The sequence below is a fragment of the Paenibacillus sp. AGC31 genome, assembly GCF_057334655.1.
On the sequence record NZ_JBHFJH010000026.1, the window covers coordinates 1 to 17,852 of the forward strand.

17 protein-coding genes are annotated in these 17,852 nt (G+C 44.2%); 5 read left to right on the forward strand and 12 right to left on the reverse strand.

Going from position 1 to position 17,852, the window contains the following annotated elements; all coding sequences use genetic code 11:
- Positions 1 to 96 precede the first annotated feature (96 nt).
- On the forward strand, positions 97 to 1,425 hold the full coding sequence (locus ACE04G_RS11185; protein WP_338539556.1) for an IS3 family transposase: 1,329 nt from the start codon (positions 97 to 99) through the stop codon (positions 1,423 to 1,425).
- A 64-nt stretch (positions 1,426 to 1,489) separates the two neighbouring features.
- On the opposite strand, the gene ACE04G_RS11190 is transcribed toward ACE04G_RS11185, so the two are convergent.
- The 3 genes from ACE04G_RS11190 to ACE04G_RS11200 form a co-directional block, all read right to left on the reverse strand.
- Positions 1,490 to 2,638, reverse strand: a complete 1,149-nt coding sequence (locus tag ACE04G_RS11190) for a S1C family serine protease (RefSeq protein WP_405131454.1) — start codon at positions 2,636 to 2,638, stop codon at positions 1,490 to 1,492.
- A 14-nt stretch (positions 2,639 to 2,652) separates the two neighbouring features.
- Positions 2,653 to 3,897, reverse strand: coding sequence for an FxLYD domain-containing protein (locus tag ACE04G_RS11195; RefSeq protein WP_486094441.1), 1,245 nt, complete (start codon positions 3,895 to 3,897; stop codon positions 2,653 to 2,655).
- 217 nt (positions 3,898 to 4,114) lie between these two features.
- Positions 4,115 to 4,531 carry a VOC family protein gene (locus ACE04G_RS11200; RefSeq protein WP_237178160.1) on the reverse strand — a complete coding sequence of 139 codons (417 nt, stop codon included), beginning with the start codon at positions 4,529 to 4,531 and terminating at the stop codon, positions 4,115 to 4,117.
- A 380-nt stretch (positions 4,532 to 4,911) separates the two neighbouring features.
- Here ACE04G_RS11200 and ACE04G_RS11205 point away from each other — a divergent pair, with 380 nt between their 5' ends.
- Positions 4,912 to 5,400 carry an SRPBCC domain-containing protein gene (locus ACE04G_RS11205; RefSeq protein WP_339182056.1) on the forward strand — a complete coding sequence of 163 codons (489 nt, stop codon included), beginning with the start codon at positions 4,912 to 4,914 and terminating at the stop codon, positions 5,398 to 5,400.
- 84 nt (positions 5,401 to 5,484) lie between these two features.
- On the opposite strand, the gene pbp4 is transcribed toward ACE04G_RS11205, so the two are convergent.
- Positions 5,485 to 7,593 carry a penicillin-binding protein PBP4(5) gene (gene pbp4, locus ACE04G_RS11210; RefSeq protein WP_221818785.1) on the reverse strand — a complete coding sequence of 703 codons (2,109 nt, stop codon included), beginning with the start codon at positions 7,591 to 7,593 and terminating at the stop codon, positions 5,485 to 5,487.
- 177 nt (positions 7,594 to 7,770) lie between these two features.
- Between pbp4 and ACE04G_RS11215 the strand changes: the two genes are divergently transcribed.
- Positions 7,771 to 8,175, forward strand: a complete 405-nt coding sequence (locus ACE04G_RS11215) for a CBS domain-containing protein (RefSeq protein ID WP_047840578.1) — start codon at positions 7,771 to 7,773, stop codon at positions 8,173 to 8,175.
- Between the two features lie 100 nt (positions 8,176 to 8,275).
- On the opposite strand, the gene ACE04G_RS11220 is transcribed toward ACE04G_RS11215, so the two are convergent.
- The 7 genes from ACE04G_RS11220 to ACE04G_RS11250 all read right to left on the reverse strand — a co-directional run bounded on the left by ACE04G_RS11220 (position 8,276) and on the right by ACE04G_RS11250 (position 13,196).
- The gene (locus ACE04G_RS11220) at positions 8,276 to 8,716 is read right to left on the reverse strand and encodes a hypothetical protein (protein ID WP_221818784.1); all 441 of its coding nucleotides are present in this window, start codon (positions 8,714 to 8,716) and stop codon (positions 8,276 to 8,278) included.
- Complete coding sequence (locus tag ACE04G_RS11225) at positions 8,713 to 9,162, reverse strand: hypothetical protein (protein WP_449005129.1); 450 nt, start codon at positions 9,160 to 9,162, stop codon at positions 8,713 to 8,715. The genes ACE04G_RS11220 and ACE04G_RS11225 overlap by 4 nt, the downstream gene beginning before the upstream one ends.
- 181 nt (positions 9,163 to 9,343) lie before the next feature.
- Positions 9,344 to 9,559 carry a GyrI-like domain-containing protein gene (locus ACE04G_RS11230; protein ID WP_313771402.1) on the reverse strand — a complete coding sequence of 72 codons (216 nt, stop codon included), beginning with the start codon at positions 9,557 to 9,559 and terminating at the stop codon, positions 9,344 to 9,346.
- Between the two features lie 321 nt (positions 9,560 to 9,880).
- A complete protein-coding gene (locus ACE04G_RS11235; protein ID WP_449005130.1) occupies positions 9,881 to 10,948 on the reverse strand; it encodes a hypothetical protein in 1,068 nt (355 codons plus the stop codon).
- On the reverse strand, positions 10,945 to 11,820 hold the full coding sequence (locus ACE04G_RS11240) for an ABC transporter ATP-binding protein (RefSeq protein ID WP_036668291.1): 876 nt from the start codon (positions 11,818 to 11,820) through the stop codon (positions 10,945 to 10,947). Before ACE04G_RS11240 ends, ACE04G_RS11235 begins: the two co-directional genes overlap by 4 nt.
- Positions 11,801 to 12,649, reverse strand: a complete 849-nt coding sequence (locus tag ACE04G_RS11245; RefSeq protein WP_449005131.1) for a hypothetical protein — start codon at positions 12,647 to 12,649, stop codon at positions 11,801 to 11,803. The genes ACE04G_RS11240 and ACE04G_RS11245 overlap by 20 nt, the downstream gene beginning before the upstream one ends.
- Positions 12,624 to 13,196: an RNA polymerase sigma factor gene (locus tag ACE04G_RS11250; RefSeq protein ID WP_260632551.1), complete on the reverse strand. Its 573-nt coding sequence runs from the start codon at positions 13,194 to 13,196 to the stop codon at positions 12,624 to 12,626. The genes ACE04G_RS11245 and ACE04G_RS11250 overlap by 26 nt, the downstream gene beginning before the upstream one ends.
- Before the next feature lie 175 nt (positions 13,197 to 13,371).
- On the opposite strand from ACE04G_RS11250, the gene ACE04G_RS11255 reads away from it, so the two are divergent.
- Positions 13,372 to 13,974: a hypothetical protein gene (locus tag ACE04G_RS11255; RefSeq protein WP_449005132.1), complete on the forward strand. Its 603-nt coding sequence runs from the start codon at positions 13,372 to 13,374 to the stop codon at positions 13,972 to 13,974.
- A gap of 233 nt (positions 13,975 to 14,207) precedes the next feature.
- Positions 14,208 to 16,451 (forward strand): S-layer homology domain-containing protein, encoded by a 2,244-nt coding sequence (locus ACE04G_RS11260; RefSeq protein ID WP_449005133.1) that lies wholly within the window; start codon positions 14,208 to 14,210, stop codon positions 16,449 to 16,451.
- Between the two features lie 144 nt (positions 16,452 to 16,595).
- Here ACE04G_RS11260 and ACE04G_RS11265 read toward each other — a convergent pair whose 3' ends face one another.
- A complete protein-coding gene (locus tag ACE04G_RS11265; protein ID WP_339182034.1) occupies positions 16,596 to 17,582 on the reverse strand; it encodes a phosphotransferase enzyme family protein in 987 nt (328 codons plus the stop codon).
- Between the last annotated feature and the right edge of the window lie 270 nt (positions 17,583 to 17,852).

Here is a 17,852-nt window from a genome sequence, read left to right on the forward strand (position 1 = left end):
CTACACTGGTACCCATAGACTGGACACTTTGAAAAAAGGTGTGCGGACTGTGGGTACCTTTTTGTATACTGAAGAAGCAATGGAGGGGATTACATCGTGAGCAAGAAGCGATTCACAGAAGAAGAACGTGAACAGATATCAAAGAACAGATATGTAAGGAATGTTAGCGACAAAGCGATAACCTATGCAGATGAATTTAAGCAGTTATTCATTGACGAATATATGATGGGAAAGACACCTAGAGAGATCTTTGAAACTCATGGGTTTGATGTTACCGTAATTGGAATGAAACGAGTAGAACAATCTGCCGGACGTTGGAAAAAAGCCTATGACCTTGGAGGGATTATTGGGTTGTCTGACTCCCGAAAAGAAGCCTCGGGTCGCCCTTTACATAGAGAGTTATCGCAGGAAGAAATCATTGCAAAACAAGAAGCACGGATTCATCTACTCGAATCTCAAGTAGAACTGCTAAAAAAGCTAGATACGAAAGAAAGGTTGCTGGTAGCAAAGGGAATGAACCTAAGCAAGATTAAGTTGTTCGAGCTCATAAAGGAAGCCGTGGATCAAGGCTTGGAACGTATGACGGGATACCTCTGCTCATTGCTTAACGTATCTCGTTCGGGGTATTACAGCTACTTACAAGCTGCAGATTTACGTTTAGAGCGGGTCCGTTCGGATGCTGAGGCAGGGAAGCTGATTAAGAAGGCTTTCGAACGAAGGGGTTACAAGAAGGGCTCACGCTCCATCAAGATGATTCTTGAGCACGAGTTTGGTGTCATCTATAACCTAAAGAAAATCCGTAGATTGATGAAGAAATTTAACATCGTATGTCCGCACAGAAAAATCAACCCTTATAAACGCATGGCCAAAGCTACGCTGGAACACCGAACCTTACCCAATACTCTGCAGAGGGACTTCAAGAAGGGCATACCGGGTCTGGCCTTGCTTACGGATATCACGTACCTTCCATACGGCCGATCCGGGATGGCCTATTTGTCGACCATACTGGATGCCTCAACAAGTGAGGTCCTCTCTCACAATATATCCCATCGGCTGACATTAGACATTGCCACGGATACTGTTGACGCTCTCAAGAAACAGAAACGTCTAAAGCTCCAAAAGGATGCTTTCATCCACTCAGATCAGGGCAGCCATTATACCAGTCCCATCTATCAGGAGTTGTTAAAGAAGAATGGGTTAGGCCAGTCGATGTCCAGACGCGGGAACTGTTGGGACAATGCTCCCCAAGAATCGTTCTTCGGCCACATGAAGGACCATGTCGATCATCGTAGTTGCCGTTCCCTTCAAGAGTTAAAGCAAGAAATCGATCGTTACATTCGCTATTACAACAACCACAGATATCAATGGGGATTAAAAAAGATGACCCCTGTTCAATACAGGAATCATCTATTATTCGCCTCGTAAATCTTTAATGCCACTCTTTTTTTAGTGTCCTTGACACGGGGGCCAGATTACTCTCCCTCCACAATCATTTCACTTTTTTACCTTTACCATGCAATATTTTCAGTTGACCATTTTCATAACCCAACTGATACTCGACCCGATATTGCGATAGTATATATTCCCCATCTTTGCGTTCATTTGCTTTAATCATTGCCTTCACTTCCATCTCGTCATCGCCTTTATTAACTGAGGATACCTCACTGATGGTCACCTCACTTGTATTCAGATATCCTTCTCTGAACTTGGCATATGTTGTAGCACTCTGCCACTCGCTTCCGAGCAGTGCATAAGCGGTGACATAATCACTCAGATTAAGACTTGCATAAAAGTCCGTTACAATTCCTTCTGCTTGCAATGTCTTAGTGGCTGAACCCAAGTGAGTATCTCCAGCCGTCCGCACCGACGTTGTGCCAGAAGGATTTTTGGACCATGCCTGAACCTGCTTGAGCACACTAGTCATAGGAATACTGAATCCTATTCCCCCCTCCTGTTCCACGACCGCCGAATTAATGCCGATCACTTCACCAGTCTCCGCACTAATGAGTGGTCCACCACTGTTGCCATGGGTTATTGGTGCCGAGATCTGATAGAGGTTACTATAGATGTAAGGCGCTATTTCAAAGCTACGCCCCAACCCACTGATGATTCCGGTTGTTACGGTGTTCTCTAGCCCAAGTGGACTACCCAATGCCAGAATCTCGTCTCCGGTCTCAGCTTTGGATTTGGCGATGATTAACGGCTTAACTTTTTTCAAATCAGGAACCCTGACCACAGCTACGTCTGTTTCATCCCCAATACCAATAACCGTCCCCTTATATTCCTCATGGTTCAAGGTCCGAATAGTTACTTCATTCGCCCCCTCCACCACATGTGCATTGGTCACGACATCTCCCTGATCATTGTAGAGAAAACCGGAGCCCAGTCCGCTGTTACTCTCGATCGTTACGACTTTCTTCTGACTTTCTTCTATAATCTGTTTGCGTGTCTTCTTCACAGGTTGCTTGGAGGCAGTCGTGGCTGCCGCATTTTCCGTTTCCTTCGCGGCAACAACTGCCAGTCTGGGCCCATCCTGCAACTGATCTGCTGAATGCTGGTGTATCCAGAACACGCCCCCTGCTCCAGCACCAATGATAATAGCACTGGATATGATCATACTCCATGTTCGTTTGGTCATTCCAACCTGTCCTCCTATTCGAGATACCACGTTGCATTCACAACAGAGATTTCCGCTTCCTCGTACACACCATAATAATAGGTTTCAAAAAAACCTTCTTCCCCCACATCCAGCCATCTTGGATACACATCTGCATAAGTTTGGCCCAGATATATACCGTCTATATTATAAATATCAATCAACACTGTAATGGAAGAGATCGGACGAGTTGCATTATTGATCAATGAACCGCTAATATAAAGATCCCCGTACATATCAAGCGTCGCATCAACGTTCACGACACTTACTGCCGCCGTTCGATTCATCAGATCTTCTTCTGCAGCCTGTTGCTCCGCCAGTTGAATCCGATCCGCTTCCGCTTTTTCAAATGCCTTTTTTTCACTGAGCACCCGTTCACGATACGAAGTCAGTTTTTCATTTTCCGGCGCATAGGACAATCCCTGGTCGACCGTTTGTAACGCAATTGTGAAATTCTTTTGCTTTACCTGCTGTTCCGCCTCTTTATAACTTATGCTTGCGAGCTTGTCGACAATTTGCTTCTCTACTGTCTCAGCTTCCTTGCCTTTCAAGTCTGATATGGTGTCCAACTTCTCGGCTAGTGCCTCAATTGTTGTCAAACTGTCGATTTCCTTTTTCACCTTCAATACGGCCAGTGTTACCTTTCTGTTGTTTAATACCGCACGCACTTTGGCAAAAACAGGTTCTTCTCGCTCCATCAACGCTTTGACTACAGCCTGAATGGCCTTGTCTCCTGCGGACAGCTTTCCTGTCTTCAGACTTGTGGACGCCTCATCCAACTGGTTCATCAAGTTGAACGCCTTCGCCGTAATTTGCCGATCCTGTATAAGTGCATCATAGTTCGGTCGTTTCGTTAGAGCGCTGTCCAGCAGTTGGAGAGCCTCTTTATATTTCCCCTCTAGTGCAGCCTGTTCCGCCTGTTGGTGCAGTGATTTAACCTCTGCATTTATACCTGTTTCCTGCTTGTAATAATACGTTAGCAAAGCTCCTACAACTACTGCCAGAAGTATGGGAATAATCCAGCTAAATGCAAGGCCTTGACCCGTATTTCCCTGTTTGGAAGCTGGTTGCTGCTGACGGGACAACGAATCAATTGCTTTTTGCGTTCCTTTATCCAAGTCAATGGCTGTTTCTGCCCAGATCTGTTCCTCTGTAGAGCTTGTTTCTTTCAATTTGGTTCTACACTTTCTGCACGTGTTATCCGCCGGACTGTTTTTGGTCCCACATACATGACAATACACCCTGATCCCTCCACTTAAGAACATATGTATACTTCGCTTTCCCGGGGTTCGCCTATCGCATCAATTGCTAAAAAACACCAACATGAATCGATAATTATCATATAGCAAAAAGGAATATTACACCATATGTTCTGTAGATATCATGTTTAAACGAGTCATACTGGATGCAAAAAAACCTTCCTATTAATCTAGGAAGGCTCTAGTTATTTTCATTTTATTACTCCGAAGGAAAAGCGCTGAGATCCATATAGGAAACTTCCCACAGGTGATCATCCAGATCCTGAAAACTCCATCCATACATGAATCCGTGATCTTGTGGTTCGTTGGATGGCTTCGCTCCTGCATCGAGGGCAGCTTGTACAATCACATCTACCTGCTCACGGCTATCTACAGACAGGGCAACGATAACTTCGGTTGTATCGGCAGCATTGGAGATTTTTTTCGAAATGAAGGATTGGAAGCGTTCCTCCACCAGAAGCATGGCATAAATATTTTCCCCGATGATCATACAAGTAGCAGACTCGTCCGTAAAATTGGCGTCAAACTCAAATCCCACCTTGGTAAAAAACTCAACGGATTTCTTCAAATCTTGAACAGGTAAATTGACAAAAATCTGCTTAGCACGAATAGCCACCATGGATCACCTCGAACTCATAGAATAGATTCCACCTCAAAATAACACCTCGCGTATACGCTGTCAATTGAATATAATTAATGATATTCCAACTTGTGAGGTGACATGGATGTTGCTCCGAATGGTTCGAAGTAATTAGTCGTCGGGCTGGGTCAAAACGCGTACCAGCTATCAAGGGATACGTCTGTCCAATTTGATCCTATTCGCCCATGCACCCATCATTCCTGATTTCGGAAAGGTAGACACTGACTTCGAGCGATTCCAGCAGTTGGTGAAAGAACATCACGACGAAAAGGGCATTCGTACCAACTCGGCACGCTTTATGATTACTGCAAGGAAATAATGGCGAACTTTATCCTAAACCTATTGGAGGAAACACAATGTCAAATCAAGTTGAAATCTCTTATCGTTTCAATGCTCCACGTGAACTTGTGTTTAAGGCATTTACCGAATCAGAACATCTGCAGAACTGGTGGGGCCCAAAAGGTTGGACATTTACTGTTGCTAACTCAGATTTTCGTTCTGGCGGTGTCTTTCATTACAACCAGAAACCTGATGATGGCGACACCATGTGGGTTAAATTTGTGTACAGTGAGATTATTTCATCAGAGAAAATCGTGTACACCAGTTTCTTTTCTGATGAGAAAGGTGACACAGTCCGTGCGCCCTTTGACGAAAGCTGGCCTATGAAAACCCTGAATACTGTGCTGTTCAGCGAGTACGAAGGTGTAACAACCATTAAAATGATTGTTGCACCTGTATCTCCAACTGAGGAAGAAAATCAAACTTTTGAGGCTTCAAAAGAGATGGTACACACCGGATTTACTGGAACATTCCATCAATTAACCGAATACCTATCAAAGATATAAACCGTTTGATATAGCCTCAGACAAAAAAACACCGTCACCGGTGTTTTTTGTTATTTACAACTTCACTTTGTTTCTTCGCACACTTTATTCGTCTGCAAAGTTTACTTTATCCGCAATCTCCAACTTCTCCAAAAAAGGCTTTAATTTATCCACAACATAGTGGCTTCCACCTCGGCCGTTCACCTCTTCAATTACAGCGGATAACAGGAAGGTCGGAGAGTCAGTATCAAATACTACGAAGAATCCGTTTTCCTGCCCCTTCTCTCCCTTCTTTGCTTTCAGTTCCGCTGTTCCCGTCTTGCCCGCGAGTCCTCCAGGAATTGAATTCAAGGTATGGGCGGTGCCTCCCTGCCGGGAAACAACTTCTCCCAAAGCATCCTTAACCGTATTTGCGGCTTCCGGAGTAATGATTACCTCAGGGTCAGTGCTTTCTTTTCCCTCGATCAGAACAGGTTTCACTAGTTTCCCTTCATTAATAAAAGGTGTAAATGACGACGCCAGATGAATCGGGGACATCAACATCTCCCCTTGCCCGTAGGACGTATCAGCGAGTAACACCTCAGACGACAGATCCAGATGTGCTTCATTGGCATATTGGCTTGGCTTCAAATACAGTTCATCCAGTCCAAAGTTATCGCCAAAACCAAACTTCTGGATCCCATCAATAAACTTGGCGCTGCCCATCTCAATCGCTTCCATGGCAAAGTAAATATTGTCCGAGTATACTAGTGCATCGACCATATTAACTGGGGACAAACTCTTCACACGCTTGACATAATAACCACCCCAGCTATCGTCTTTACGCCATTGCAAGCCAGAGATATCATGGGTTTTGTCCGCTGTGGTCACCTTCTCCATCAGTCCTGCTGCGGCTGTAATGGCTTTGAAGGTTGATCCTGGTGCGTATCGGGTAGTGACTCTGTTGATAAAAGGAAGCTTCTCATTCGCCGAATAAGCATCCCACTCTGCCTGAGTAAGTCCTGTAACCATCTTGTTTGGGTTATAGGAAGGCGCACTGACCAACGCTAACAGGTTGCCGTCCGTCGGATTCATCAGAACCATCGCACCGGCGTCTCCTCCGCTGGATAATGTCTGATACAATTTCTTTTGCTGCTTGGAGCTAATCGTCAGCTGAACATTCTGTCCATCTACAGCATCCTTGCGAATAAGCTCGGAGCGGGAGTTACCGGATTCATCCGTGATTTCAATCAGACCTCCACGCTCACCGCGCAGCTGCTTCTCCATGGACTGCTCCAAACCTGCTTTCCCGATCCAATCCTCGGCGCGATAATACCCTTCCGTATCCTTATCCAGATCTTCCTTGGTGGCTTTGCGCACGTAACCAATCAGGTGCGCAGCCGCCTCGCCGAGTGGATAATAGCGGATTTCCTTGCTTTGCATCGTAACCCCGCTTAAAGATTCTGGTACGTCAAACTCCTCCGTTGAACCAATCGGGACAAAATACTCCGGCTTCACCCATGTCTGCGCAAGCGCCTTATGAATGGCATCTTCCGAAACCTGATAATGGTTCGCAATTCGGGCAATCATCTGGTCCGGGTTATCACCAAGTTTCTCAGGTACAATTCCCCATTCATTCATCGTGCCCTTGGTAGCGAGCGGCAAACCATCACGATCCACAATGTCTCCACGATCCGGGAACAGTGTCCTCACTCGTACCTTACTGCCCTTAACCATGTCATTCAGGATCAGCGAAGGCTGCCAGTTAATTTGCCAGTTTTTCCCTCCGTCCTCAAGCTCTTGTCGGACCAGTTTCAATGTATGCGTCTCACTGACTTCACCCAAAAAAGTTGTCAGTTGCAGGTTGTAATCCACCTCATACGTATCCGGGTTTTGTTTCTCTGTATCGGTCTTACTGCCATCGGAAGCCGTTTCGGCAACATCCACAGGTTTAACCTCCGCCTTGACGGTGGATACTTCCATACCCGAATAGATCGCATTGTATTTCTCAACAAATTGTTCCTTGTTCATGCCCGACTCTTGCAGCGAAGCAGGTGTCATCAAGGTGTACAACTGGTCAAATTCTTTTTTTTGCAGATGCTCTATGTACTGATTCACGGTAGTCTGGGGTTTGGCCTCTGCTTCTTTGTTGTTCTGCATGTATAGATACATTCCGATTCCACCTGCAAACAAGATGGGCAGCAGTCCGTACATTAATTTACGTTTGGATTTCATGGTTACATCACCTCTAATATACACTATAGATTTCCAGAGCCATTTAAACAATGAAACAAATCTGACGAATTTATCATTAAAAATAGCCGAAAGCTCACATAATATGTTTAAATAAGGAGAGTGAGATTACATACTAAAGCTTTTTTGCTATGCAAAAGGCTGAAAAGGAGCCCGATGATGGAAATCAGCTATTTTTTACTCCCCAAAGCCGAAGTGGCCTATATCAAGTCTACCGCTTCCATGAAAGATGCTATTGAGCAATTGGAATCGCAACACTACACCGCCATTCCCGTGATTGACCAGGATGGAAAATATGTTGCTACCCTGTCCGAAGGCGATTTGTTATGGAAAATGCGAAATACACCCGGATTGACTTTTGATACGATGGATCAGGTTCAGGTCCATGAGATTAACAATCGGGTATATAATGAATGTGTATTCATTGAGGCTGAAATGGAGGATATGCTGACACTTGCAGCAGACCAAAATTTTGTGCCCGTGGTGGATGTCGATCGTGTCTTCCTCGGTATTATCCGTCGTAAGGATATTATTGAATACTATACGCGTAACATTTCGGATTAGATGAAGCCAAACATCCCGTAATAATCGAAAGGGTACTCCAGTGGTGATATTTTGGCCAAACCGGGGTACCCTTTTTGTACATGGTATGGTCGGAATCACTCTACTTGCGCTTAGCCCGCTCTTCAATGTAATAACTCAACACGTCCCTCGGGCTTCCCTGAAATGCACGCTCTCTGCCGAACTCATACGCCTGATGCAAATACGAATACGCCTCGTTATGCTGTTCAAGTCTCATGCAGATCATGCCGAGATCGATCAACGGACTCGTATTTCTATCCGAACTCCGCGTACTTAACGATATCTCAGCCCACGGCTTCGCCAGTTCATACTGCTTCAGATCGATATGTGCATTCGCATGGCAGGATGCGATCCAGCTTGCAATCTCCCATTCCATCTTCGGCTCGGGCAACATGTCCCATGCCTGATCATAATAGATAAGTGCTTGTTCATGCTGCTGCGTCTCATCCAGTACATTACCGGCTTCTACCGTTTCTACAATTTGTCGCTCCAGTTCGGCATGTTCCGGTGTTAGATCTTTCATTGCACCGTCTCCTCCTTCAGGACGAAATACCATTCCAGAAAAGCATTGAAATCAGCCCACTGCGGCTCACTCTCGCCATTAAGAAAACGTTCGATGGATTCGCCCAGTTCCACCAGCACCACTTCTCCTGTCTGACGGTTGTAGAAAAATCCACCTTCACCTTCAAAACTGTCCAGTGGAATATATGCCTCGGGAAGTCCAAGTGTAAGCTGTGCTACATTCATGTCTTCCATATATACGGTGTTCTCCATAAACCAGCAGATCTGATACAACTCCTGATGCCTGCTGTAGAAAGTTGGTCCATCCTCTGCATGTAAATAAAATTGTGCGAACTCCGACTGAAAGTCGATCTCCAGCTTTTGCAATGCTTCTTCGTATGCTGCTGGAACATCTTCATGCCACCAGCCTTGCTCCTGGCAATGTTCAATCACTTTATTGGATAACATCGTAGGCCTCCTAATTCAATTTTGCTCATAATACATGTTCAAAAAGAGCGGTTTTCAGTACCAAGAAGATGGGATGACGGTAGAAATGGAGTAGCGGAGCGTAGGGAAACTACGTGAGCAACGGACAGTTCGGCTGAATGCCATATTCGATGCTGATGATGCCTCCAGGCATCCTTCGTAATCAAAAGCGGACTTTTTGAACAACTACAGGTATCCAGACTTGGGGAGGTGTGCCGTGACCTCTATACACTTCAAGTTCCGGAATCCCTGCATGCTTATATGTAGTGGAAGGAAACCACTCTGCCATAATATGGTGCCACAACCGTTGTATCGCCTCTGGCTTTAATTCATCCGCTTCAAATACAACCCAATGGGACGCGGGAAGTTCGATGGACACCAAACCTTCACAGATTCTCACCATCCACACAAGATAATGTTCGTTTGATTCCCACAAAGGTAAGGGACTGTTGTTCGATCACCTTATCATTCACATTCATTAGATGGACTCCTCTCCGAGAGCGAGATGGGGCACGGTTCTCCATGACCCATTCATGAAAGAATTGCTCCATACACGATATATACCTCCGAATGTCCTACAGATACTGTATCAAAAGAGTAAGTAGATTGGAAATAGTGCCAGTACTCCTGCAAATAAAAAAAGCCCGCAGTGATTGCGAACCTCATTTCCACAAAAAAAAGGAATTACTCATAGCTTCACTCAAGAAAACACTTCTCGGCCGTGGAATATACGATATGTGGCAAGTACAGTTGAAACCGTAATGAAAGCCATCACAACTATATATAAGGTTAAATAAGACATATTCAGTCCGAATAAGGAATAGTTTGTTGGTGTTTGATAAATCCCTGTTACCCGTATCATGGTACTTATCGAAAATTTTTCGACCCACTTTAATGACCCGGAATTTAAATTTAATACGTCAAAGGCCAAGTATGGCAGACCTACTATCACAGTATTCACAATTATAGCTATAAAGGATGTAGAACTGAGGACCGATACCAGTAAAACAATAGATGCAAAAACCAAGCTACCTGCTATATGAGTAAACAATTGAACTAAATAATATTGAAAGGCAGTAAAAGTATACGGTGAGAACTCATAATCAAAGCTGTAAACATACATGCCCACGCTCTGTATGGAAGTATTCGCCCCAGCCAGATTACCAAACCTTAACCAATATAAAATCAAGTTTACACCAGTAAATAAAACGGCACACATTACAACGTACAATATGGAAGCAATGCATTTTGCTGATACAAGCTTGCTTTTGCCTCTTTTGCTGCTGCGCAGTAATGATGCTGTACCTAGTGCATATTCTTCGGTAAATATTGGAGCCAGCCCTAGGAGAATCATAATCATCATAAAAACTACACCAAATTGATCAATGTATTCCAGTAAGTAGCCCCAAGGTTTATTATAATAAATTTCGGATACATTTACTGTACGCTCCATGATGTTGCCGCGATCATCATATCGTGTGCTGTTTTTAATCGTCTCTGGGGAAAAAAACACAATATCGTAGAAAGCACCATATTGGTATCTACTTTTTGTACTATCCCAAATGGAATCATATTGATTATGTGCGACTTTTACCTTCTCTGTTGTAATAACACCTTCATAAGGTTTGTAAAAGGCGGAACCATCCATTATCCCAGGATGCCTCCAAAATGAGTATACGACTAGAAAAACAATTAAAATAGACATTGCTATACCAATACTTTTACGCGTTATAATTTTATAAAACTCGAATTGAGTTAAACGAATCAAGACTTCGTCTCCTCTCCAAAATAATGCATATATACATCTTCAAGCCGAGGTGATTCTCGTACGGCTTGCGGGACAGGCTGTTCTTTGGCCAGTATTCTGGCTACGATTCCATCAGACTCATAAGACAAACCACTTACTTTGAAATGAGAGGTAAGATCAGCAAGTTGCTGCGGATTTAATTTCGCTTTCCATACGTTATTTTTCATCCGGTTCATAATCTCTTCCGGAGTATTATGGGCAATGAGCTGCCCTTCATTCAACAAAATCATCTCCTTACATGAAAACTCCAAATCAGAAATGATATGCGTAGATAACATTACAATACGATCTCTTCCCAGCTCGCCGATAATGTTACGAAATCGAATGCGCTCTTTGGGGTCCAATCCAGCTGTAGGTTCGTCAAGAATCAAAATTTGTGGATCATTCAACAAAGCTTGGGCAATTCCCAATCGCTGCTTCATTCCTTCGGAGAATGTGCGGATTTTATGTTGTGCTTGATTTTCAAGGCCCACCGTCACTAGCGTTTCCTGCACACGTGCTGAAGCTTGACTAATACCGATCCCTTTCAAAGAGCACATATACATGAGAAATTTATAAGCACTGAATCGGTTATAAAATCCAAATCGCTGGGGCATGTAGCCCAACAAACTTCGATAACGGTCTCCCATGTTTTGGATAGACTGCCCGTTCAACAAAATTTGTCCAGACGTGGGCTTGGAAATGTCTACAATCATGCGAAGCAATGTTGTCTTCCCTGCTCCATTCGGCCCAAGAAGACCGTAAACACCACCACTGGATAGTTCTAGTGAGACTTCTTTTACAGCCAACTTGTTCCTGTATTTCTTGGATACGTTATCCATGGTCAGTATCAAAGGAGTAACCTCTTTCTGTCTGTGATGTATATTTCCTTGCCATCTCATAGATCTGACTGATTAATAGTAAAACTCCGCATAGAGCCATTAATATAAGTACTGTGGGCTGGATCGATTGAAGCAGAGTCTTCAATTCGGGATTACTTAGTACAAGCCAAACCAGCGCGAACCATACAATTAAAAAGATACTGACGGCTGTCCCACCTCTGACACGTATCGCAAGCCATAGACTTGTACCTGCTGCGATCATAAGCTGTGTATACGAGAGGCCGATAGCAATCCATGATATGGAAACATCTTTTTCGCTTGATATAAGTAAATTAAGCAAAACAACAAACGCCATATTCCCAATAAGCACTACGATTAGACGGGTAAGCATCAGTTGCTGTGCCGTGATTTTGCAGGTCAGTTCAATTTCCATTAATCCTTGATCTCGACCTTTAAAAACTTCTAGCAAACCAAGTACAAATGGAACAGGAACTATAAAGAGCACACTCATGTACGGGTCTGTCGTACTGTGAGTACCTAGCCAATAGCCGAACAACAAGAGCATTGAACAAACTAACCAGTAAGATTTGTGGAAGACAGCGACCTCACCATAAACTAACTGGAACAATTCCTTAACTGAATTCCCAGATGATTTTTGTTTCAGGTGAGCATTCATGGGATCTGGCATATATGTATCCAGTATTCTAATTGTCTTGTCAATCTCCATCTCGGATGGAAATTCGACCGGATACTCATCCAGATATGAAGCAATTTCGTTGTACTCTTCTATTTCCAACTCTGTTACAGGATTCAGTTCATCTCCGTTTCCTCTGCTTTTCATCCCGTTCACCTCCCACAATAATCTCCTTTAATTTCGTTATCCCCAATCGAATGCGCGACTTCACGGTCGATTCGTTGGTTCCCGTAAGTTCAGCAACTTCCCTGATCTTCAATCCATTGTAATAGTTTAGAATGACTGCATCTCGCTGGTGATCAGGCAAACTTAATACTGCGCGCCTGACTTGCTCATTCTGAAATCGCTTATGAAAAATATTCCAAACATTCTGTTGTTCACTGGCAGGGAACGCATCCTCAGTTAATTCACTCTCTCTTTGTTGCTGCTTGAACTCCCGCCCACGATAATAATCTCTACAATGGTTCACTGCAATCTTCAGTAGCCAGTGACTGAATTGTCCTGTGTTCTGATACTTGTCCAAGGAATTCATCATTTTTACAAATACCTCTTGTGTTAGATCATAAGCAGTATGGTACTCTCCGGTTTTCCGGTAAACATAAGCAAATATCGACTTATAATGCCGTTTCACCAGTACTTCCATGGCAGCACGGCTACCTTCGCGAATCTCTTGAATAAGCTCTTCATCACTCAACGCTCCCTCACCCCCTCTACAAATAATTAACGAAATTTGGATAGTAAAAGATCAAAAGCATAGAAGTTTATTTTTCTGAATATAACAAAATCTCAAAAAATTAATACATTGACTCTGGTGCAACTTTATTCTTACTTGTTCGTCTAACTACTGACCAACAACTAAGGAGATGACTATGCGAATAACTTGCAGCCCTGGTTTCCCAGGAAGCATGATTGGATCGATTGATCTACAGCCATCGAAGTATTACAGCACACCATCCATGAACAGCAAGATCACAGATCATGTTGACCCCGAACTCATTACTATTCCCTATGTAGAAGATCCGGAATTCGGATTACACTTTGACGCCATGAAGGTTATGAACGGAACTTATAAAGATGAAATGCATGTAAGCTATGATGTGGAGTTTACGATTGATGTAGATAAAAAAGGTTATATTACACAATTCGAGCATACGTTCCAGCTGGAACGTTATTTGGATCTGGTGCGAACGCAGTCCTATAAAGTGATCAAGACAAACTGGCGCGGACAAACATTTCACGTGATGACATACAGTTACCTGGAGGAAGTCATTCATCCGAAAAATGTTCTTTTTAGATGTAACAATGCCGAGGATGTCTTCGTCGTGGCTGAACTTATGCCCCATCGTGTTGGTGGGATTGTAGTACAACCTAATAATCTTTATCTTCATTTCCGTGCATTAATCTCGGCACGAGATGATCTGTACCCATTAGATTATATGTGTGAGCCTGATTTCGACCTGAGTCTCGACTAAAAAGTAGATACATATGTAGAAAGAGCATAAGCTGCCCCGAATCAGCGGGGTGGCCTGTGCTCTTTTTTCAACAAATGAACCACTAACTTCCTAATTCCCCCCTCCTTCATACGCTCGGCCTTATGCTCCTATGCCTGGCTCTAAGCAAAACCAGCTGTAATGTCGATGAATATACCATAATGCTGAACTTGCATATGTTCTTCGTGCGTTCAGAAATGAGAGGGGTTGGAAACATGGTTTACCGGAAAAATAAAATGCATTCACTGTTCACTCTGCCGTTGGCAGGTTTACTGTTTCTGTTATGGGGTGCTCAAGCGTCACATGCAGAACAGGTCGACAGTTTGTTACCTGAGCGAAGTCAGCAGGAGATCGTTCAAAAGTGGAATCAGTGGATGATGAATGGCAATGATACATCTCCCCTGTATACAAAGACACCTTCGACAAGTGCTCCCTACTCTGCTGGTGTGGTAAGTGATGCCTATCTGGAGCAGGGGCTGAACGCAGCCAACTTTTATCGTTTTATCACGGGGCTACAGGGCGATCTAGTTCTTGATCCTACCTTGAATCGTCAAGCTCAGCATGGGGCTGTTGTGGTCTCCACGGGTGGATACCTGTCCCATTCTCCGAAACAGCCAGGGGATATGCCAAAGGATTTCTTTGACACAGGTTCAAAATCTGCCAGCAGCTCCAATCTGTACGTTACCAGCAGTGCCAAGAATAACGTCCTGACAAAAAGCATTCAGGCCTACATGGATGATTCAGATGCCTCCAATATTGATCGACTCGGCCATCGGCGCTGGATCTTGAGCCCACAACTGCAACGAATCGGTTTTGGACTCGCTACTCGTAGTGAAGCAGGCAAGACATATGATCAGTACTATAGTGCCATGCAGGTATTTGATAAAAGCAGAACGGGGGGAACTTCGTTTAACTACAGTCTGTTTCCGAATCAGGGAGCTTTTCCAATCGAAGCCTTTGGTAGTACACAGGCCTGGTCTGTTCAACTGAATACAGATGTATTCGCGAAACCATCACTGTCTGAGGTACAGGTCGAGATGACTCGAACTTCCGATCAACGTACATGGACCTTTAATGCCAAGAACCAGAACACTGGCTTTCCAACGGGTTATTTCAACGTGGACCCTGCGGATAAACAATGGTTTAATCAAGCCTATTTCAATGTAGAGACAGGTGGATATGGATATGGCTACGCCATCATCTTCCGTCCCGACGATGTGCAATTGTTAAAGAACGGCGATACGTTCAACATTCAAATTACAGGTCTGCAAAAGAAAAACGGTACAGCTGCGGAAATCTCATACTCCACACGTTTCTTCCATGTGGACGGTGTTCAAGATACAACACTTACCCGTATAACGCCAGAACAACCAAACCTGAAAGTCCGAGCAGGAGAACAGATTGATCTGCCTTCGATCACTGCCGTGAATGATAACGGAACATCCTATGTTCCACAGTCTAACGTTTCGTTCACCACGACGTCAGATCGCATTGCCATCAAGGATGGAAAAATCATTGGACTTCAGGCTGGTAAAGCCGAAATTCGGGTTCGTTTTGAAGGGAAAGAAGTGGTTGTCTCTGTTACGGTAACGGGAATCCCCCAATTAACTGATATCCGCACACATTGGGCGAAAGATGCCATTCAATGGGCCGTTCAACAGGAGATGGTCAGTGGATACGAGGATGGAACGTTCAAACCCAACAATCAGGTGAGTGAAGCCGAATTCCTCTCCATGTTGTTCAAGCTGTATGCGAATTCCCATGTCATTCAGAGCATCGATGCTGCAGAGGGACAAGCTATCAAAGGAAACATCTGGAGTGATCGTTATTATACCTATGCTTCCGCGTTGAATCTGAAGCTGGATGCCAGCAATCAGAATCCGAAGATGCGCAATCATGCCTTAAATCGAACAGAAGTAGCCGTAATCGTGGCGGGGCTTGGCGGTAAAAATTATACCCAGGATGAAGATGCCATCCGGTATCTGCTGAACATGGGATACTCTTCAGGCAAAACTGCAGCTACGGTGCAAGGTTATGCGGGACAAGAATCCTTGACCCGGGCAGAGGCCGTTGTTTTTCTCCAGAACCTGAAGGAAAAAGGCTTCGAATTATGGAGCAGACCGAAGAATGCAACTGAAGCTACCGAGAATGAAAAGAACGGCGGCCTACCGGATCAGACCATGAAAGCAGTATATTCTGCCGACCACACATTGGTCCTTCAAGGTACGCTCCCGGCGTATGCCAACCAGACGATGCCAATTAAAATTCATGGTCCTTCGCCTGCTGCAGAGCACATCCAAACCCAGCAGGTTACAACAGATGCCTATGGCAATTTTAAACTAACGGTAAGTAACCTTGATGCGAAGGAACTTAACCTCTATGTGGACGTACGCGAAGATTATTCCTACTGGATCAGTGTAGAAGCGGGGCGTACTGCGATAAGTGATTATACCGAGTAACATGTAAAAACCAGCTTAGGAATTCTACATTGAATTCCCAAGCTGGTTTGTTTGTTATGAGGACTGATTCTGGTATGAGTCATGACATACGTTCAATATTAAGTGTTCAAAGTATTGGTGGATATAACTTTTTATGTGTAGACTTTAAATTGGATGATTGAATTGCTCTGCCTTTTCTGTCATCTTCCTCTCCAACCTCGCTCTTAGTCCGCTCATCCACTCTGGCTCATGTGACCACTGCTCTGCAACAGATCGAAGCATACGCACATAGCCGTACAAGTTGGCAAAACGGCGACAAGCGGGGAACATACTCTCCAGATCATAACGTTCTCCTGTCTTCGACCAATACCCGTTCAGGAACAATTGTTTCTTCACTTCCCATTGCTCAGGCTCGATTTCCTCACGTAAACTATCCAGACTCTGTTCCACGTCCATCGCGTACCAGTGATACATCGAGTCATCAAAATCAATGGCATAACAAGACTTGCTTCCTTCGTCATAGAAGACATTGTCCGGTTCAAAATCGTAGTGGATGAGTCCGAAATTTTGCTGGGTCATCGGTAAAATCGCAAAATATGTTCGGAGGAACTCCACCTCGTTCAGAGCAGCCCTTTCACCAGGAAAAACCTTCAGGATCTCCTGCATCCAATCCAAAACATCCGTATAGGTCCAGCGTTTCTCCTTTTGCTCAGGCATGAATGTACGTGATAAATGATGCAGCTCACCCAACGCCTGACCATAGCTGTACAGGATGGTGTCATTCAAATCAATACTTCCTAACTGCGATCCGGGTACTCGTTTGAATACGGAAGCATAGTACGTTCCCCATGGGGTGTGAGCCTCTACAAGTTCTGTCCCTGAATGAGAAGGTACAGCCTCCATGGCTCCATACTGATTCGTTCGAAGATAACGGAGGAACTCCAATTCCGCGCTAAGGTTGATTAGATTTTTCTCCTCTACCGGAGCAAATCGAAGTAATCTCACTTCCCCCTGATCTCTGAACGGATACACGGCATTGGAGGATATACGATAATACTGAAACATATCCAGCGACTCAGGATCATAGTTCCAATTCTTTAAAATCATCTCGGCAAGATCATTATTTTGAAATAAATATTTTAAATTTAACATGGGCATTTCTCCTTTTTGGTCGTTTCATGTGCATTGCTTGTAGGCAACGAATGCCTATTTTTGCGCGCAAAAAGCCGCAGGCTATGCCTGCGGCTTTTAAAAATTCTGAGTGTATGAGAAATTTGCACAAGCAAATAAACCTCGCATACGCCAGAAAAATTGAGCAGTTATATCCCTATATATCGGCAAATCTCAGATCGGACTGGGGAACTGGATGTGTCCCACACTGTATCTGAATGGTCTGCCGGAATTATTCAGTTCATGCTTACC